Annotated in this window: 19 protein-coding genes; 12 read left to right on the top strand and 7 right to left on the bottom strand. The window is 73.0% G+C overall.

Annotated elements, in window-relative coordinates:
• The first annotated feature begins 170 nt into the window (after window positions 1–170).
• Window positions 171–545 (top strand): YbjQ family protein, encoded by a 375-nt coding sequence (locus tag OG207_RS02800; protein ID WP_266607592.1) that lies wholly within the window; start codon window positions 171–173, stop codon window positions 543–545.
• A 70-nt stretch (window positions 546–615) separates the two neighbouring features.
• Window positions 616–1116 carry a GNAT family N-acetyltransferase gene (locus OG207_RS02795; RefSeq protein WP_329095536.1) on the top strand — a complete coding sequence of 167 codons (501 nt, stop codon included), beginning with the start codon at window positions 616–618 and terminating at the stop codon, window positions 1114–1116.
• A gap of 70 nt (window positions 1117–1186) precedes the next feature.
• Here the strand turns inward: OG207_RS02795 and OG207_RS02790 are convergent, their stop codons facing one another.
• The gene (locus OG207_RS02790; RefSeq protein ID WP_329095534.1) at window positions 1187–3004 is read right to left on the bottom strand and encodes a serine/threonine-protein kinase; all 1818 of its coding nucleotides are present in this window, start codon (window positions 3002–3004) and stop codon (window positions 1187–1189) included.
• Between the two features lie 103 nt (window positions 3005–3107).
• On the opposite strand from OG207_RS02790, the gene OG207_RS02785 reads away from it, so the two are divergent.
• Both OG207_RS02785 and OG207_RS02780 read left to right on the top strand, forming a co-directional pair.
• Window positions 3108–3743 (top strand): class I SAM-dependent methyltransferase, encoded by a 636-nt coding sequence (locus OG207_RS02785; RefSeq protein ID WP_329095532.1) that lies wholly within the window; start codon window positions 3108–3110, stop codon window positions 3741–3743.
• On the top strand, window positions 3740–4132 hold the full coding sequence (locus tag OG207_RS02780) for a hypothetical protein (protein WP_329095529.1): 393 nt from the start codon (window positions 3740–3742) through the stop codon (window positions 4130–4132). The genes OG207_RS02785 and OG207_RS02780 overlap by 4 nt, the downstream gene beginning before the upstream one ends.
• Window positions 4133–4241: 109 nt before the next feature.
• On the opposite strand, the gene OG207_RS02775 is transcribed toward OG207_RS02780, so the two are convergent.
• Window positions 4242–5249: a DMT family transporter gene (locus OG207_RS02775; protein WP_329095527.1), complete on the bottom strand. Its 1008-nt coding sequence runs from the start codon at window positions 5247–5249 to the stop codon at window positions 4242–4244.
• Between the two features lie 29 nt (window positions 5250–5278).
• On the opposite strand from OG207_RS02775, the gene pdxR reads away from it, so the two are divergent.
• The 4 genes from pdxR to OG207_RS02755 are packed head-to-tail and all read left to right on the top strand — an operon-like array spanning window position 5279 to window position 8502.
• On the top strand, window positions 5279–6808 hold the full coding sequence (gene pdxR / locus OG207_RS02770) for a MocR-like pyridoxine biosynthesis transcription factor PdxR (RefSeq protein ID WP_329095525.1): 1530 nt from the start codon (window positions 5279–5281) through the stop codon (window positions 6806–6808).
• Window positions 6809–6851: 43 nt separating this feature from the next.
• Window positions 6852–7313 carry an LAETG motif-containing sortase-dependent surface protein gene (locus tag OG207_RS02765; protein ID WP_329095523.1) on the top strand — a complete coding sequence of 154 codons (462 nt, stop codon included), beginning with the start codon at window positions 6852–6854 and terminating at the stop codon, window positions 7311–7313.
• A gap of 8 nt (window positions 7314–7321) precedes the next feature.
• Window positions 7322–8002, top strand: coding sequence for an RNA polymerase sigma factor (locus OG207_RS02760; RefSeq protein WP_329095521.1), 681 nt, complete (start codon window positions 7322–7324; stop codon window positions 8000–8002).
• A complete protein-coding gene (locus tag OG207_RS02755) occupies window positions 7999–8502 on the top strand; it encodes a hypothetical protein (protein ID WP_329095519.1) in 504 nt (167 codons plus the stop codon). The genes OG207_RS02760 and OG207_RS02755 overlap by 4 nt, the downstream gene beginning before the upstream one ends.
• Window positions 8503–8523: 21 nt before the next feature.
• On the opposite strand, the gene OG207_RS02750 is transcribed toward OG207_RS02755, so the two are convergent.
• Complete coding sequence (locus tag OG207_RS02750) at window positions 8524–8976, bottom strand: MarR family winged helix-turn-helix transcriptional regulator (protein ID WP_329095518.1); 453 nt, start codon at window positions 8974–8976, stop codon at window positions 8524–8526.
• A gap of 205 nt (window positions 8977–9181) precedes the next feature.
• Between OG207_RS02750 and OG207_RS02745 the strand changes: the two genes are divergently transcribed.
• Window positions 9182–10414 carry an MFS transporter gene (locus tag OG207_RS02745; RefSeq protein WP_329095516.1) on the top strand — a complete coding sequence of 411 codons (1233 nt, stop codon included), beginning with the start codon at window positions 9182–9184 and terminating at the stop codon, window positions 10412–10414.
• A gap of 117 nt (window positions 10415–10531) precedes the next feature.
• Entirely contained in the window at window positions 10532–12163 is a 1632-nt protein-coding gene (locus tag OG207_RS02740; RefSeq protein WP_329107405.1) for a beta-N-acetylhexosaminidase, read from the top strand.
• Between the two features lie 6 nt (window positions 12164–12169).
• Here the strand turns inward: OG207_RS02740 and OG207_RS02735 are convergent, their stop codons facing one another.
• Together OG207_RS02735 and OG207_RS02730 are read right to left on the bottom strand one after the other, a co-directional pair.
• Window positions 12170–12481, bottom strand: coding sequence for a DUF3040 domain-containing protein (locus OG207_RS02735; protein WP_329095514.1), 312 nt, complete (start codon window positions 12479–12481; stop codon window positions 12170–12172).
• A 114-nt stretch (window positions 12482–12595) separates the two neighbouring features.
• Complete coding sequence (locus OG207_RS02730; protein WP_329095512.1) at window positions 12596–13414, bottom strand: endonuclease I family protein; 819 nt, start codon at window positions 13412–13414, stop codon at window positions 12596–12598.
• Window positions 13415–13632: 218 nt separating this feature from the next.
• Here OG207_RS02730 and OG207_RS02725 point away from each other — a divergent pair, with 218 nt between their 5' ends.
• Complete coding sequence (locus tag OG207_RS02725) at window positions 13633–14199, top strand: DJ-1/PfpI family protein (protein WP_329095510.1); 567 nt, start codon at window positions 13633–13635, stop codon at window positions 14197–14199.
• Window positions 14200–14273: 74 nt separating this feature from the next.
• Here the strand turns inward: OG207_RS02725 and OG207_RS02720 are convergent, their stop codons facing one another.
• On the bottom strand, window positions 14274–15095 hold the full coding sequence (locus tag OG207_RS02720; RefSeq protein WP_329095508.1) for a glutamate ABC transporter substrate-binding protein: 822 nt from the start codon (window positions 15093–15095) through the stop codon (window positions 14274–14276).
• 491 nt (window positions 15096–15586) lie between these two features.
• On the opposite strand from OG207_RS02720, the gene OG207_RS02715 reads away from it, so the two are divergent.
• Window positions 15587–16129 (top strand): TerD family protein, encoded by a 543-nt coding sequence (locus tag OG207_RS02715; RefSeq protein WP_329095506.1) that lies wholly within the window; start codon window positions 15587–15589, stop codon window positions 16127–16129.
• 157 nt (window positions 16130–16286) lie between these two features.
• Here the strand turns inward: OG207_RS02715 and OG207_RS02710 are convergent, their stop codons facing one another.
• Window positions 16287–16919 carry a TetR/AcrR family transcriptional regulator gene (locus OG207_RS02710; RefSeq protein ID WP_329095504.1) on the bottom strand — a complete coding sequence of 211 codons (633 nt, stop codon included), beginning with the start codon at window positions 16917–16919 and terminating at the stop codon, window positions 16287–16289.
• Window positions 16920–16952 lie beyond the last annotated feature (33 nt).

The following is a 16952-nucleotide window of genomic DNA, read 5'->3' as shown; positions in this document are numbered from 1 at the left end:
TGCAGGCTTCCGGTGCTCGGCGAGATCGTGTGGCGCGGCGGCTTCCCCGGTGAGGAGACACGCCCGGGCGCCCGCCCGAACCCGCCCCCGCGCCCGGCTCGCGCCCGGCTCGCGCCCCGCTCGCGCGGCCCGGGGTGCGGGCGGTGGCGGCCCGGGCGACAGTGGGTGCCATGGGTATCGATGACTACGGCGGCGGCGCCGGCGCGCACGAGACGGGCGTCCTCGTCGTGACGACCAACGACGTCCCCGGCTACCGGGTCGAGCGCGTCATCGGCGAGGTCTTCGGCCTCACCGTCCGCTCCCGCCACCTGGGCAGCCAGATCGGCGCGGGCCTGAAGTCGATGATCGGCGGTGAACTGAAGGGCCTCACCAAGACCCTGGTGGAGACCCGGAACCAGGCCATGGACCGGCTCATCGAACAGGCGAAGGCACGCGGCGGCAACGCCGTGCTGATGATGCGCTTCGACGTCACCGACGCCCAGGACGTCGGGACCGAGGTGTGTGCGTACGGAACGGCCGTGGTGCTCGTCCCCGCCTCGACCTGACTCCTCCCGCCCCGGCCGCCCCTCCCGCCCCGGCCGCCCGGGCCGCGCCCCGGGATGCGATGCTGCCTGCATGACCGAACCACACGAGGTCGTCGTCCTCCGCCGGCCGGGGCGCGCCCTCTCCGCCCGGGACGGGCTGGCCGAACTGCTGGCCGCCTACCACCTGCGCACGCAGGAGGAGAAGGGCGAGTCCGTAGCCGGCGTGGAGGGGCTGCCCGACCGCTACCGCACGGAGATCACGGATCCGCAGGTGGCCTTCGCCGGCGACGCCGTGTTCCTAGCCTCGGTCCGGGACGCCGCGGTGGGCTGCCTGGTGATGGCGGCCTCCGTGGACGGCCGGTCCGAGGTCAAGCGGCTCTGGACGGACCCGGAGTTCCGCGGGCTGGGCATCGCCCGCCGTCTCGTCGGCGCTGCGCTGGCCCATGCCGAGGAGAGCGGCCTCAGCGCGGTGCGGCTCTCGGTGTGGCAGTGGCGGGCCGGTGCGATCGCCCTGTACGAACGACTCGGATTCACCGTCACCGGGTCCTGGGACGAACGGGACCGGCTGGTCTGCATGGAACGTTCCGTGTGAAGTGTGAAGGAGCGCCGCTGTCGGTGAGCTGGTCCGGCCCGTCGTGCTCACGCCGAGCCCGCGGTCGCGCCTACCGCTTCCAGAGGGTCACTTCGGTGAGGTACGTCGGGACCTTGTAGACCCTGTCCGTCGAGGGCTCGACACTGACGATCTTGACCATGGCGAGATTGCCCTTCGTGGTGACGGTGCACAGCAGGTCGCCCTGGACGATGGCGCTGTCCGCGCCGCCGAGGTCCGACTGCGGCAGCCTTTCCGGAATCGGATCGGTGGCGGCCCCGGTCTCGCACTGCTCGGGGGTCGCGCCCTTGCTCTTGCCGAACGGGGTTCCGCTCTGGACGTCGTCGTAGCCCATGGCCAGCTCCCGGTCGTTGTAGCCGATGTCGGCGAACGGAGCCACCTTGGGGAAGTCGAGGTCGACCACGTTGATCTTGCCGAATTCCCTGGGCGCCAGGAACTTGACGGGCTTGTCCTTGAACACCACGGTGTAGGTGCGGCCGGACGCCTGGGGTGTGGGGGTGGCGCCGCCGCCCTGCGCCGCCGGGGCCACGTCCTTCGGCGCCTCCGCCGTCTTCTCCTTGCTCCCGCCCGCGGTCTGCCGGTCGTCGCCCTTGCCGTCCTCGCGCGTGACGTACCAGGTACCGCCCGCGGCGAGAGCGACCGCCAGGACGCCCGCGCCGACGGCCAGGGGCACGCGGCTCCGGCGCGCGGGGGAGGGCGCGGCGGGCGCGGCCGCCGCGGCGTAGGCGGGGGCCGGGGCGGGGGCGGCGGGCGCGCCGTACCCCGGGTGGCCGCCCACCGGTCCCTGGGTCGGCGCGTACGCCATGGCAACCGGCCCGGGCGCCTGCGCGGGCGCCTGCGCGGGCGCGTACGCGGGCGGGGTGGGCCCCGGAGCCACGGTCGGTGTGTAGGCCGGCGGGGGCGGGGCCTGCGCAGGCGCCCGGGAGGGAGTCGGAACCTGGGCCTGGGCTTGGGCCTCGGCCGACCGCTCGCGCCGCGCGATCTCCTCGGTCAGCGGCTCGGGAAGCCAGCCGTCGAAGTCGCGCAGTGCCCGGCCCGCGACGCGGCCGCACCACTCGGCGAGCTCGGCCGGGCCGGGTCGCTGCGCGGCATCGGAGTGCAGGCAGCGCTCCAGCAGTTGGCGCAGGGGCTCCGGGTAGCCGCTCAGGTCCGGGGCCTGCTGCGGGGTGTTGGCTATCGCGGCGGCGATCGAGAGGCCCGCGCCGTCGCCGTACGGGTGGCGGCCGGTGGCCACGACCGCCGCGATCAGACCCAGTGCGAAGACGTCGGTCGCCGGCGTGACCGTCCGGCCGAGCGCGTGCTCGGGGGACATGTACTGCGGGGTCCCGACGAACCCGCCGTTGCGCGTCAGCTGGGTGGTGTCGGTGGCCCGCGCGATACCGAAGTCGATCACCCACGGGCCGTTCGAACCGAGCAGGATGTTGCTCGGCTTGAGGTCGCGGTGCACCACCGAGGCGGCGTGGACGGAGTGCAGGGCCTGCGCCGTGCAGCCGATCAGCTGGAACACCGCGGGCAGCGGCAGCGGGCCGTGCGCGGCGAGAGCGTCGTCGAGCGCCAGGCCCGGCACGAACGCGGTCGCCAGCCAAGGCTGTTCACCACTGGTGTCGTGGTCGAGCACCGGCACGATGTGGTAGCCCTGCACGCGGCGGGCGGCCTGCACCTCGCGTTCGAAGCGGACCCGGAAGTCCTGTTCCTGGGCGAACTCGCGGCGGATGACCTTCAGGGCGACCGGCTGGTTCCCCCGGGTCCGCGAGAGGTAGACGGAACCCATACCGCCTTCGCCGATCTTCGCGAGCAGCCGGTACCCGGAAATCTCCTGCGGATCCTCCGGACCGAGCGGTCTCAGCACGGCGTCGTCGGTGTTGGACATGGGGCTCCCTTGGTGATCACTGGCCTCAGATCCTAACGGGGGACGTCGCCCGTCACGGCACCGCGCCAGTACGGTGGTGCTCCGAAGACGAAGGGGCGGCCCGATGAGTCAACGCAAGTCGGCGGCAGAGGTGTTCGACGCGCTGGGGGAGCGCTACGAGGAGGTGTTCGGGCGGGTTCCCGGCCAACTGGCGGCCCTTGACTGGCTCACCGGCCGACTGCCTTCCGGGGCACGGGTGTTGGACGTCGGAAGCGGTACGGGACGGCCCACCGCCGAGGCGCTGGTGCGGGCCGGCTGCGCCGTCACCGGCATCGACGTCTCGTCGGCCATGGTCGAACTGGCCCGCGCCCGAGTCCCGCAGGCCCGCTTCGAGCAGGCCGACGTACGGACCTACACGCCCGAGCGGGCCGGCTTCGACGCGGTCTGCTCCTTCTTCCCGCTGCTGGTGATGGACCAGCCGGAGGTCGCGGGGGCACTGGACCGCATGGCGTCCTGGGTCGCGCCCGGCGGGTACTTCGTGATGGCCACGGTGCCGGGGGACATCCGGGGCCTGGACATCGAGTGGATGGGCCACGAGGTCACCGTTAGCAGCCTCTCCACGGCGGACCACCTGGCCCGGCTCGCCGACCTGGGCCTGGAGGTGCTGCACCACCACACCGCGCACTTCCAGCCCGCCGACGCCCGGGCGGTCCCGGAGGAGCACCTCTTCTGTTACGCGCGCCGGAGCGTGGGTTCATGACGGAGCCGGCCCCCGCGTGGGACGTGCGCATCCGGCACGCGTCGCGGACCGACAGCCATTGCCGGTCCATCAACTCCTGGGTTCCTCCGGTCGTGGAACTGCTGTGGCGCACGGCCCGGGCCAGTACGCTCGCGCGCTTCTTCCCCTTCTCCAGCCACAACTCCCTGCGCCTGCGGACGAGCTCCGATTTCGAGACCGCCGAAACCCTGGGCCCTTGCATCGTGTACTGCTACGACGACTTCAAGGCCCCGGACCGGAGGCCGGAGTACTGGGTTTGGGACGTCTGGCCGCAGGACCCGTCACGCGAGCCCGTCCTGCGGACCTACGACGTCGAAGCCGCGGTGCGCGAGCTGGAGCTGCTGACCGCGGACTTCACGCCGGCGGCGTAGGTCGTCCCTGCCGGATCCCGTCGGGAGTCGCGGGCCCGGCACGATCCGAAGGAGGCGGCCCGGGCGCGGCCGGGCCGCCGGCGGACGGGCCTGCACCGCAGGGTCGTGCTCAGGGCCTGCCGGAGCGGTCCCGGCTGCGCCGCGGTGCCCGTGCGCCCGACTGCGGGGCGCGGTCGGGCCGCAGGCCCGCGGCCAGCCCCACGATCACCACCAGCAGGCCGAGCCACACGGCCGGGCCCGGGACCCCGCTGCCCGTGAGGACCCCCGCGCCGGCCGCGGCCAGGGGTGCGATCCCGGCCAACAGGCCGGCGCGGCCGGCGCCGACGGCGGCCACCGTGCGGTACCAGAGCAGGAAGGCCACCGCCGTCACCATGACGGCGAGGTAGCCGACGGCCGCCCACTGGGCCCGCCCCAGCGAGAACGGCCCGGCCGGGCCATCGAAGACGACCGCGAGCCCCGCCAGCATCAGCGCGCCCAACCACACCGCGTGCACGGACACCCCCCACGCCCTGTGCCGGCGCAGCACCGGCACCGCGAGCAGGGTGAAGGCGGCCTCGCAGCCCAGCGCGAGGGTCGCCCAGGCCACTCCCGCGGCGTCCGTCCGCCCCGTTCCCTCGACCAGGACGGCTCCGGCCACCACCACCGGAGCCGCCAGCAGCACCCGACGGCTGGGCCGCCGCCCTTCCAGGACGGGTCCGAGCAGACCCAACAGGATCGGTACGGAGGCCACCGCGACGGCGATGACGGCCGGTTCGGCGTGCGCGACCCCGCGGACCACGGCCACGTTGAACAGCACCAGCCCGGTCGCCGCGATCCCCGCCAGCCACAGCCACTCCCGTCCCCGCGGCCGGTGGATCGGCACGCGGGCGACCCGGGCCAGACCGAACAGCAGCAGCGCGGCGGCCGCGTACCGGACGGCCTGGGTGGCGAACAGCGGGGCGTCGACGAGCGCCCGCGAGACCGTGACGCTACTACCGACCAGTGCCATCCCGACGATTCCCGGAACCAGGTCACGGAACCCGGTGGATCCGGCGGGAGGGGCAGAGGCGGTGGTCGAGGCGGAGGCCGTGGTCGAAGCGGGCGAAGGGGCGGCGTTGGAAGCGGGCCGTGTCTGCATGAGATCCAGCGTGACCCCACAATGGCCCCATGAGCAGGTCCAATGAAGGCGATACCCAGGGGTCCAAAAGCCCGAGCGGCTCGGACTTCCTCCAGCTCGACGTCGGCCAGGCCCCGCCGGGCGGCCGCACCGAATGGCTGGCGGGCCGGCTCCGCGCAGCCATCGCCGACGGCACCCTTCCGATCGGCAGCCGGCTCCCGGCCAGCCGGGTCCTCGCCGCCGAACTGCGCGTCTCCCGGGGGCTCGTCACCGAGGCCTACCAGCGGCTCGCCGAGACCGGCCAGGTCAGCGGCCGGGGCCGCGGCGGCACCGTGGTCGTCGCCGCCCCACTACCGGTGGCCACTGCCTCCCGCCCACCGGAGCGCGGCGGGCTCGTCGACGCCCTGCGCGCCGTGTCGTGCCGGATCGACCTGTCACCCGGGGTCCCCGACCTCACCGCCTTCCCGCGCACGGCTTGGCTACAGGCAGAGCGCCGGGTCCTCGCCTCGCTCACCCCGGCCGACTTCGGATACGGGAACCCCCAGGGCGCGTCCGCACTGCGCGGGGCGGTCGTCGGCTGGCTGGCCCGGAACCGGGGGATCCGGGCCGACCCCGACGAGGTGGTCGTCGTCGCGGGCGTCGCCCAGGCGCTGGCGCTGCTGGCACACGTCCTGCGGGAGGAAGGCGTCCACCGGATCGCGGTGGAGGACCCGGGCTCGCTCGGTGCCCGGCAGCAACTGGAGTACGGGCGAATGGAAACGGTTCCCGTACCGGTGGACGAGGCCGGGCTGGACGTGGCCGCACTGCGGGCGAGCGGGGCGGGGGCCGTCCTGCTCACCCCGGCGCACCAGTTCCCGACCGGGGTCGTCCTCGACGGCGAACGCCGCCGCGACCTGCTCGGCTGGGCGGCCGCCGGGGGACTGGTCATCGAGGACGACTACGACGCCGAGCACCGCTACGACCGGGCCCCCGTCCCCGCGCTGCGCGCCCTGCTGCCCGAGGCGGTCTGCTACGCCGGCAGCGTGTCCAAGCTGCTCGCCCCCGCCCTGCGCCTGGGCTGGCTGCTGGTCCCGCCGCGCCTGCGCGACGCCGTGACCGCCGCCAAGCGCTACGCCGACCTCGGCAATCCGGTCCTCGCCCAGTTGGTCCTCGCCCGACTGATGGACTCGGGCGAACTGGAACGGCACCTGCGCTTCGTCCGGCGCCGCCACCGTCGCCGCCGCGACGCCATGCTCCGGGCCATCGCCGAGCTGTTGCCCGGCGCCCGGGTGCACGGCGCAGCGGCCGGTCTGCACCTGATGGTCACCTTCGACGGCGCCGGCTTCGACGACACGGCCCTGGCCTCGGCGGCCCTGGCCCTGGGGGTCAAGACCCACCCGCTGTCCTGGCACCGGGTCCGGCCCGGCCCGCCGGGCCTGATCCTCGGCTACGCGGCGGGCTCGGCCGGAGAGATCGAAGAGGGCATCGCCACCCTGGCCACGGCCCTGAATGGGGTCCCGGACGGGCCGCCGGAAACCGGTCGGAAAGTTTTTCCGGAACGGCGGCAACCTCCCGGGGGGTCGCGCGTCGTGCGGGGGTGAAGGGCGCAGAACCGCGTCCTCGACCCGACCGTGGAGAACCACCGTGAAGAACCCCAAGCGCGTCCCCCCGGCCTTCCGTCGGACGGCCGTCACCACTGCCGCCGCCGTGCTGGCCGTCGCCCTCGCCGGTCCCGCCTTCGCCGCGAGCGGCGGCTCGGCCGCGCCCTCCCCGTCGGTCAGCGTGCCGGCCAGTGCGTCGCCCACCGCGGGCGGTCCCAAGCCCTCCCCCTCGGTGAGCACCCCGCCGAGCGCGGGCTCGGACGCGCCGAGCGCGTCCCCGAGCGCCGCGCCCAGCGCCCGTCCGTCGGCTCCCTCGGACGCCCGGCCCAGCGCTTCCCCCTCCGAGCCCGGCGCCGCACCTGCCGCACCGGCCGCACCCGGCGCGGCGGAGCTCGCGCATACTGGCTCCTCGGCGACGACCATCGCCATGGGGGCGGGGGCCACGGTTCTGGTCCTCGCCGGCGCGGGAGCCCTGTACGCCGTGCGGCGCCGCGCGAACAGCTGAGGAACCCCGTGCTCCAACTCGCTCCACCCGTCGGCCCCCTCACGCCCGGCTTCGGCCGGGCGTGGCGGGGCCTTTGGTCGTTGCTGCGCCGGGAACGTTCCGCCCCGCCGGCCTCCCCGCGGTCGTACGACTCCTCGTACGGGTCCCCGTACGGCTCCTCGTCGCCCTGGCCCCATGACCGCACGGGCCACGGCGACCAGCGGCCGCCCACCGTCAGCGAGCTCTACCACGCGCACCGTTTGCGGATGGTCCGGCTCGCGGTGCTGCTCGTCGACGACCTGGCCACCGCCGAGGACGTGGTCCAGGACGCCTTCACCGCCCTCTACCGGCGGCACGGGGAGCAGATCACCGAGGTCGACAACGCGTTGGGCTACCTGCGCACCGCGGTGGTCAACACCTCGCGCTCGGTGCTGCGCCGTCGGCGCACCGTCCGGGCCTGGACCCCGCCCGCGGCTGCCGACATACCGTCCGCAGAGGACCACGTGGTCCTGGACGAGGCGTACCGCGAGGTGCTCGCGGCCCTCGGCCGGCTCACGCCGCGCCGCCGTCAGGTGCTGGTGCTGCGGTATTGGGCCGATCTCAGCGAAGCGGAGATCGCGGCCACCCTCGGGATCAGCCGGGGAGCGGTGAAGTCCAACGCGAGCCGCGGCCTGGACGCCCTGGAACGGATTCTGGAGGGACGGATATGACGTGTGACGGCGAACGGCTCGCCGAGCGCCCCGTCGAGCGCCGGCTGCGGCAGGCCCTCGACGCGCGCGCGGACAGCATCGACGTCCGCAGCCTGCGGCCCGCGGAGCCGCCGGGGACGCACCCGGGACGGCTGCCGATGGCCGGGCTGCGGCGGTTCGCGCTGCCGCTGGCGGGCCTGGCGGCGGCAGCGGCCGCCGGGATCGGGTACCTCCTGCTCGCCCCGGATCCGCCGCCCGGGCCGGGGCTGCCGGCCACCCCGCCGCGGATCACGGCCCCGGGCCCGTCCCCGCAGGACCCGACGTCACCCGCCCCGCAGCCCTCCGCATCCGGGCGGCGGACCCCGTCCGTGTCCTCGCCCCCCACCGGGTCGGTCAGCCCGTCCCCGTCGGTCCCGGCCTCGCCCCGGGCATCTGGGTCGGAGCCCCCGTCGGCGAGCCCGTCCGCCGCGCGGGGAGGCATCGTCACCTCCTCGCCCCCGCCGAGCCCCACCCCGCGCTGAGCCGTCCGGCGGGGCCGCCGGTCAGCCCCGGAGGTTCTCCACCGCCGTGACCAGCGGGGCGAGTTCAGGGATGTGCGAGGCCTCGTCCAGGGCCTCGCGCAGGGCGCTGTCGTTGGTGGGGCGGGCCGCGGCCAGCAGGGTCAGGCCCGCCTCACTGACATCGGTGTAGATGCCCCGCCGGTCGGTGGCGCAGATGTAGCGGTTCAGCAGGCCGCGGTCCTCCAACCTGCTCACCAGCCGGGTTGTCGCGCTCTGGCTGAGCACCACCGAGTCGGCGACCTGGTGCATCCGCAGGTGACCGCCCGGGCCGTTGTGCTGGCGGCTGAGGACGTCGAGCAGCGAGTACTCGCGCACGCTCAGGCCGTGGCCGGCCTGCAGGGCCCGTTCGATGTGCGCCTCGATCCGCCCGTGCAGGAGGGAGAGGGCGCACCAGCCCTGGGAAAGGGCAGTGAGCGCGCTGTCCGTGGCCGTCATGGCTCCTCCGTCGAAGCGTCCGGGGCTGGGTGTGGGACCACCAGGATAGTCCACGTGCGCAATAGCCCGCGCTTGCAAATATCCCGCGTCTGCAATTAACGTTGGACGCACGAAAGCGGCGACTGCATCAATCGCCCCCGATCGCGATCAAGCCGTCGTACTGCCGCACCCGGCACCACCTCCTCCCCTGAAAGACACCTCTCCCATGCCCCTCGCACTCCTCGCCCTCGCCGTCGGGGCCTTCGGGATCGGCACCACCGAATTCGTGATCATGGGCCTGCTCCCCGAGGTCGCCGGCACGTACGGGGTCTCGATCCCCACCGCGGGCTTCCTGGTCACCGGCTACGCCCTCGGCGTCGTCCTCGGCGCGCCCCTCATGACCGTGCTCGGCACCCGCATTCCCCGCAAGCGCATGCTGATGCTGCTCATGGGCCTCTTCATCGCGGGCAACGTGCTCTCCGCCCTCGCCCCCGTCTTCGGCGTCATGCTCGCCGGCCGCGTCGTCGCCTCACTCGCCCACGGCGCCTTCTTCGGCATCGGCGCCGTCGTCGCCGCCGAACTCGTCGCCCCCGAGAAGAAGGCCGGCGCGATCGCCATGATGTTCACCGGACTGACGGTCGCCAACGTCGTCGGCGTCCCCCTCGGTACGTTCGTCGGCCAGACCCTCGGCTGGCGCGTCACCTTCCTGATCGTCGCCGCGCTCGGCGTCGTCGGTCTGCTCGGCATCGCCCGGCTGGTACCCGAGCTGCCCCGACCCGAGGGCGGGGTGCGGATCCGCCGCGAGCTCGCAGCCTTCCGCAACGTCCAGGTGCTGCTCGCGATGGCGATGACCGTCCTCGGCTTCGGCGGCGTCTTCGCCGCGATCACCTACATCACCCCGATGATGACCGACGTCGCCGGCTTCGCCGATACCTCCGTCACCTGGCTCCTCGTCCTCTTCGGTCTGGGCATGGTCGCCGGCAACCTCATCGGCGGCCGGTACGCCGACCGCGCGCTGATGCCGATGCTGTACGTGGCCCTGGGCGCCCTGGCCGTCACGCTCGCCGTCTTCACCCTCACCGCCCACACCAAGGCCGGCGCGGCGCTCACCCTCGTACTGATCGGCGCCCTCGGCTTCGCCACCGTCCCGCCGCTCCAAAAGCGCGTCCTGGACCAGGCCGCCGGGGCGCCCACCCTGGCCTCGGCCGTCAACATCGGCGCCTTCAACCTCGGCAACGCCCTCGCCGCCTGGCTCGGCGGGCTGGTGATCGCCGCCGGCCTCGGCTGGACCGCCCCCAACTGGGTCGGCGCGGCGCTGGCCGCCTCCGCGCTGGTGCTCGCCCTCGCCTCCGGCGCGCTGGAGCGCCGTACGGCACGGCGCGCGACCCACGGCGACCGGGGCACGGTCGTGGCGGCCGGCGCACCCGAGGCGACCACGGCCGTCCCCGCCCACCACTGATCCGCCCCCTGCCCCGTGCGCAGGCACCCGTCCGAGAGCGCCGGGTCCGGCCTTGGGCCGTCGGGTCGCGCGTCCGTGTCCTCCGTGCCACGTTGGTACGGGGGACACGGGCACATGATGAGCACACCGAGACGGCATGAGAGGTTCCGCACCATCGCGACGGCAACGGTCGCCGCGCTGGTCACCCTTGCCCTCCCGGGCTGTACGGCGGCCTCCGACGAGGCGCGCGCCCCCAGTGCCCCGGGTTCCTCCACCGGCCCCGCCACGACGGCGGCGGTCCCGGCCGAGGCCGCCCCCACCCCCGCTCCGACCCCGTCCCACCCCCTGTCCACGGCCCCGCGCACCATCCCGGCGGTACGGGAGCACGAGCCCGCCCGCGGGCCCGGCTGGAAGCCCACCCCCGATGCCCGCGTGGTCGTCGCCCCGGACGACACCGCAGCGCTCTCCGACGAGGCCGAGCTGCTCGCCGGTGAACTGCGCATCGGGTACGGGGCGTCGGCGGCGCCGCGCGCCGGTGACGTGGAACTGTCCCTGGACGCGGGGGCCCCGGGTGGACCCGAGTCGTACACCATGGTCGTCAAGGACGGCCGCGTCCGGATCAACGGCCCCGACCAGGCCGGGGTCTTCTACGGCACCCGCACCCTCAAGCAGGCGGTGAAGGGCGCCGGTTCGGCTCCCGAGGGCACCGTGCGCGACGCCCCCGCCAAACCGCAGCGCGGCCTCAACCTCGACATAGCCCGCAAGCACTTCAGCCCGGACTGGATCGAGGACCGACTGCGCGAAATGGCCGACCTCAAGCTCAACCAGCTCGGCCTGCACTTCTCCGACGACCAGGCCTTCCGCATCCAGTCCGACACGCACCCCGAGATCGTCTCCACCCCGCACCTGACCAAGGCCCAGGTCCGCGAGATCAACGCGCTCGCCGCCCGGCTGCACATCACGGTGGTTCCCGAGATCGATTCGCCCGGTCACCTCGGCGCGGTCCTGCGCGCCCACCCCGACCTGCAGCTGCGCGACACGCAGGGGCGGGCGGTCAAGGGCGCCGTGGACATATCCAACCCGGCCTCCGCCAAGCTGGTCGACGACCTGCTGCGCGAGTACCTTCCGCTCTTCCCCGGCGGGGCCTGGCACCTGGGCGCCGACGAGTACCAGGCGCTGGTCTACCGGGACCCGCAGGCCTCCTTCCCCCAGCTCGCCCGCGCCGCCCAGCAGCGGTACGGGCCCTCGGCGCGGGTCCAGGACCTGGCGACGGGCTGGCTGAACGACCGCGCCGCCGTGGTCCGGCCGTCGGGGAAGGCGCTCAAGGCCTGGAACGACGGGTTCTTCGCGGGCGGGGTGACGAGCGCCGCCAAGGACATCCAAGTCGAGTACTGGACCGGCAAGGAGAACGGCGCCCGGCCGCCGCTGGAGTACCTGCGCGAGGGCCGCAAGCTCGTCAACCTCAACGACGAGTACCTCTACTACGTGCTGGGGGAGCCCAACCAGTTCACGTACCCCACGGGGAAGCGGATCTACGAGCAGTGGACCCCGCTCGTACTGCGCGGCACGACTCCCGTCCCGGCCTCGTACGGGCCGCAGATCCTGGGCGGTCGCCTCGCCGTCTGGAGCGACCTGGCGGGCGCCCAGACCCAGGCCCAGGTGGCCGCGGGCATCCAGGCTCCGCTGGCCGCGCTCTCCCAGAAGGTGTGGGACGCGCGGACGCCCCAGCTGCCCTGGTCCGACTTCAAGGCCCTCGCCGACCGGCTCTGACCGGTCCTACGGCCGCCCCGTGCGGTCGACGCGCGCACGTCGGCGCCGGAGCCACTGACCGACCAGCGGCAGCGCCAGGATCACCGCAGACGTCCAGACGGCGGCGAAGACCCAGATCAAAAGCCGGGAGACGGTGACCGAGGCCGCCACGAACAGCACCGCCGCCGCCGCACCGAGCAGCCAGGCGGCCACGGTGCGGTGACGCCGGTGGGACGTGGCGGACCGCAGGATCCGGTCGAGGGAACGGTCACCCTTGAGTTCGGCCTCGATCGCGGAGAGGGCGCGCTGCTCGCGATCGGAGAGTCCGGCTCCGTCCATCACGGCGTACCTCCGCCGGCTGCTGCCGTCGGGCGCGGGTCGCAGCCTCTGGCCAGGGGAATACCCTGCCTGACGCGGCCCAACCCCGGAGGACGCCGTGACTGCGGGCCCCGGTCACCAGATGGAGTTGACCCACTCCGGGTGGTCGATGAACGGGTTGCGGTTGTGCTGGTACCGGTCGAATATGACCTGGTTGCGGCGCTGCTCGAAGGCGTCCGGCGGGTCCATCTGGTTCCACTGCTTCAGCAGGCTGATCCGGCCCATCGCGGGAGCGGAACCGTTGTTGACCTTGTCGTTCAGCTCCAGGTTCGCGAAGCCGTCACCACCGTCGTAGCGGACGGCCATGTACAGCAGCATCCGCGCCACGTCGCCCTTGACCGCGTCGCGCGGCTCGAAGGAGTTGGCGTCGGTCAGGCTGCCGGGCGCCTCGCCGACCGGGCTGCCGCCCTTGTCGAAGTCCTTGTTGCCCCGGGTGCTGTTGACGGTGACGTCCTCCGGGCGCAGGTGGTGCAGGTCGGTGCCCGGGCCGGTGGCGGTGCCGAAGTCGCCGTGGCTCTTGGCCCAGACGTGCTCGCGGTTCCAGTCGTTGACCCCGCCGCCGTTCGTCGCCTTGGACTGGGAGCGGCCGGAGTAGACCAGGATGACGTTGTTGGGGTTCGCCGGGTCCTCGTCGGTGACCTTCAGGGCGTTCCACACGCCCTCGTAGGTCACCTTGGACTGGGTCTTGATGATGTCGTGCAGGGCGGTCTTCAGCGCGGGCCCGGTCTTGCCCTGGGCGCCGGCGTAGTAGTCCGCGTACGGGTCCGCCGCGGCGACCGTCGGGTTCTGCGGGGTGGCCGGGCGCTGCTGGCCGGCGGACGCGGCCGCCGGTACGGCGACCAGGGCGACGGCGGCGAGGCCGGCAGCCCAGGGGGTCAGGCGCGAGATTCTCATCGGGTGGGGGGTACCTCTCCATACGCACCGTCCCCGCCCGGGGAATTGGCGGAGTGTCAGTGGCAGTGCGAGGGTCACATTGTCATGTGCCGAACAGATGAAGACCATGTGTCGGGACTGGGTGATCTTCGTGTGTGCCGGCCGCGCGCCGCGGGCAGGGTAGCGGTGGCCCCCGGCGGGGCCGCAGCGACCGTGACCAGCCCCATCTGGAGCAGCCCATGGCAGTGAAGATCCTCATCGTGACCGGCGACGCGGCCGAATCGCTGGAGGTCCTGTATCCGTACCAGCGCCTGCGCGAGGAGGGGTACGAGGTCCACATCGCGGCGCCGCAGGTGAAGAAGTTGCGGTTCGTGGTCCACGACTTCGAGGAGGGCTTCGACACCTACACCGAGAAGCCCGGCTACACCTGGCCCGCCGACCTGGCCTTCGCCGACGTCGTCACCGACGACTACGCGGCCCTGGTCGTCCCGGGCGGCCGGGCGCCGGAGTACCTGCGCAACGACCCCGAAGTGCGCCGGATCCTGGCCGCCTTCGCGGAGTCCGACAGGCCGATCGCCCAGATCTGCCACGGCCCGCTCATCACGGCCGCGGCCGGGGGCCTGGCCGGCCGCCGGGTGACCGCGTACCCGGCGCTGGAACTGGACATGAAGGCGGCCGGGGCCGAGTTCGAGGACTCCGAGACCGTTGTCGACGGCACCCTGGTCTCGGCCCGGGCCTGGCCCGACCACTCCCGTTGGATGCGGGAGTTCCTGACGGTGCTGCGCGGCAAGGCCCCGGTGGCCTGAGCCGGATCACGGATCACACGGGCGGCCGTGACCCCCTACGAGGGGTCACGGCCGTCGGGTCGTGTCGGCGGGCGTCAGCTCACGGGGATGATCGCCGGAGCCGGCTCGTACCGGTAGTTCTCGCCGAAGTTTTTCTTCACGGCCGCCTCCCAGGAGCCGTCGGCGACCATCTTCTTCAGCGCGTCGTTGATCTTGCCCTGGAGCTCCTTGTTGCCCTTCTTGACGCCGATGCCGTAGTTCTCGTTGCTCAGGCTCTGGCCGAGGAGCTTGAACTTGTTCTCGTTGCCCTTCCGGGCGGCGTACCCGGCCAGGATGGAGTTGTCGGTGGTCATGGCGTCCACGCGGCTCTCCTGGAGCGCGACGACGCAGTCCGAGTAGCCGCCCATTTCCAGCAGGCCCGCCTTGGGGGCGAGGTTCTTGCGGAGGTTCTCGGCCGAGGTGGAGCCGGAGACCGAGCACAGGCTCTTCGTATTGAGGTCCTCGGCCTTGGTGATCGAAGCGTCGCCGGCGCGCGTCATCAGGTCCTGGTGCGCGACGAAGTACGGGCCCGCGAAGTCGACCTTCTCCTTGCGCTTCTCGTTGATCGAATAGCTCGCGACGACGAACTTGACCTCGTTGTACTGGAGCAGCAGTTCGCGGTCGTTGCTGTAGACCTGCTTGAATTCGATCTTGTCCGACTTGTAGCCGAGCTCCTTGGCCACATAGGTGGCGACGTCGACGTCGAATCCGGAGTAGGTGCCGTCGGTCTCCCGCAGGCCTATGCCGGGCTGGTCGAACTTGATGCCGATGGCGAGGGTCCCGTCCCCCTGGTCCCCATCGTCGAAGACGCCGCACCCGGAGGCGGTCAGGGCGATCGCGATCACTGCGGCGACCGCACCGGCCTGGGGAACCTTCATGCTGCACTCTTTCCTGGGGAACGCGGGACGCGTCACGGGATTGCCGATGGCGCCTGGAACCGCGCGAACGTGGGGGACGTCTGGACGCGTGTACGAGGAAGCTAGGAAGCAGAACGGCTTATCGTCACTAGATTTGAGCAAAACTTGAGGATAACGATCCGGACAGTCGTCGATCGTGCGGTTGGTGCAGGTCGCAACGGGGGAAAGGGGCGGCGCGAAAACGGGTCCGGAGTGACGGGACGGCAATGCGTCGCTATGGGGCGAAAGGGTGCAAATCCCTTTTGTCCGTACCGTGTGGGCTGTCCGAATCCGGTATGCACGCGCTTCCGTCCGACCGGGGGAATCTCCCTTTCGGCGCGAGGGTGGGCGACGGCGGCCGGACCGGATCGCCGAACCGGCCGAAATGGCCGGAAGCGTGCGGTTGTTCGGGCCGGGCCGGAGGGGTCGTGGGATCATGGACGGGCAATGCCCGTGAACGAAGGGGGAGTTCGGTGACCGGTGTACGCAAGGGCCTGGCCAAGGTGGAGTTCGCCCTGCGGTGGGACCCGAGCCCGACGGGCACGCCCGCGAACGACCTCGACATAGTCGCCGCGGTCTACGGCGCCGGTGACCTCCACGGGACGCCCGTCCAGCTCGTGCACTTCGGCAGCCGGTCGCCGGACGGGACCATCACCTTGAACCGGGACAGCCACACCGGCCAGGGCTTCGGCTTCGACGAGGTGATGACCATCGAGCTGCACCGGATCGCGCCGGGGTCGAGCCGAGTGGTGGTCGGCGTGGTCATCCAGAACGCCGAAGCCGGCGGCGCGGGCCCCGTGAAGACCTTCGCCGACATCGGCGGCGCCGGGTTCCGGATCCGCGAGGGCCACACCGATCTCGCCCAGGGCGACTTCGCGGCCGTGACCGCCGCCACCGCGGCCACCGTCGCCGAATTCACCCGAGACGCCTCGGGGCCCTGGTCCTTCGACCTGCGACTGCACGGCTTCGAAGCCGACCCGGAGGCGTTCGCCCGGACCATGGGCGCGCCCCGCTGAAGTCGGCCGTCCGGGCCGGTGCGGAGCCGCACGGATCGGACGGCGGCCACTCCTGGGGTGAGTGGCCGCCGCCCGGTCCGGGTGGCGCGCTGCCGCCGTCCCCACGAGGCAGCGCGGGCAGGTCGCCGTCAGGTCATCAGGACGGCGGCCCGCCGGTTCAGGGGGTCCGCTCGGCCGGGGGGCCGGTGGGGCGGGACGGTGCGAGGCCCAGGGACGGGAGCATCACGGCGTCCACGAACCGGACCAGGTAGTCGGCGTCCGCGTACCGCCCCTCCAGTACCGGCCGGATCCGCAGGACGCCCATCAGCTGGGCGGGCAGGAACTCCACGGCCGGATGGTCCGCGGCGATCTCACCGCGCGCCACGGCCCGTCCGACCATCTCGGCGAACGCGGCCAGCTCCGGCTCGACCAGTGCCTCGCGCAGCGCGGCCTGGAGTTCCTCGTCGCTGAGCACGGCGTGCCCGAGGGCCTGTGTCAGTCGGGTGTCCCTGCCGGAGGTGCCGGCCGCGATCCGGGCCGCCTCGCGCAGGTCGCCGGCCAGTGACCCGGTGTCCACGGCGACGAGGGTGCCGCGGCGGCCCGCGCGCAGGGCGGCGGCGACGAGCTGGGGCTTGGTCTTCCACTGCCGGTAGAGCGTCGACTTGCCGCAGCTGGCCCGGGCGGCAACGCCCTCCATGGTCAGGGCCTCGTAGCCGTACTCGCGCAGCTGCTCCAGGACGGCGTCGTAGAACTCCTGCTCACGCTCCGGGGTGATCTTGGAGCGGCGGGCGGGGGGCGGCGTCGACGTCATGGATGCGGCTCTCCTCGGGGCGCCTCGGCTGCG

It is taken from the genome of Streptomyces sp. NBC_01439 (assembly GCF_036227605.1).
Lineage (GTDB): Bacteria > Actinomycetota > Actinomycetes > Streptomycetales > Streptomycetaceae > Streptomyces.
This window is presented reverse-complemented; position numbering and strand designations above follow the sequence as displayed.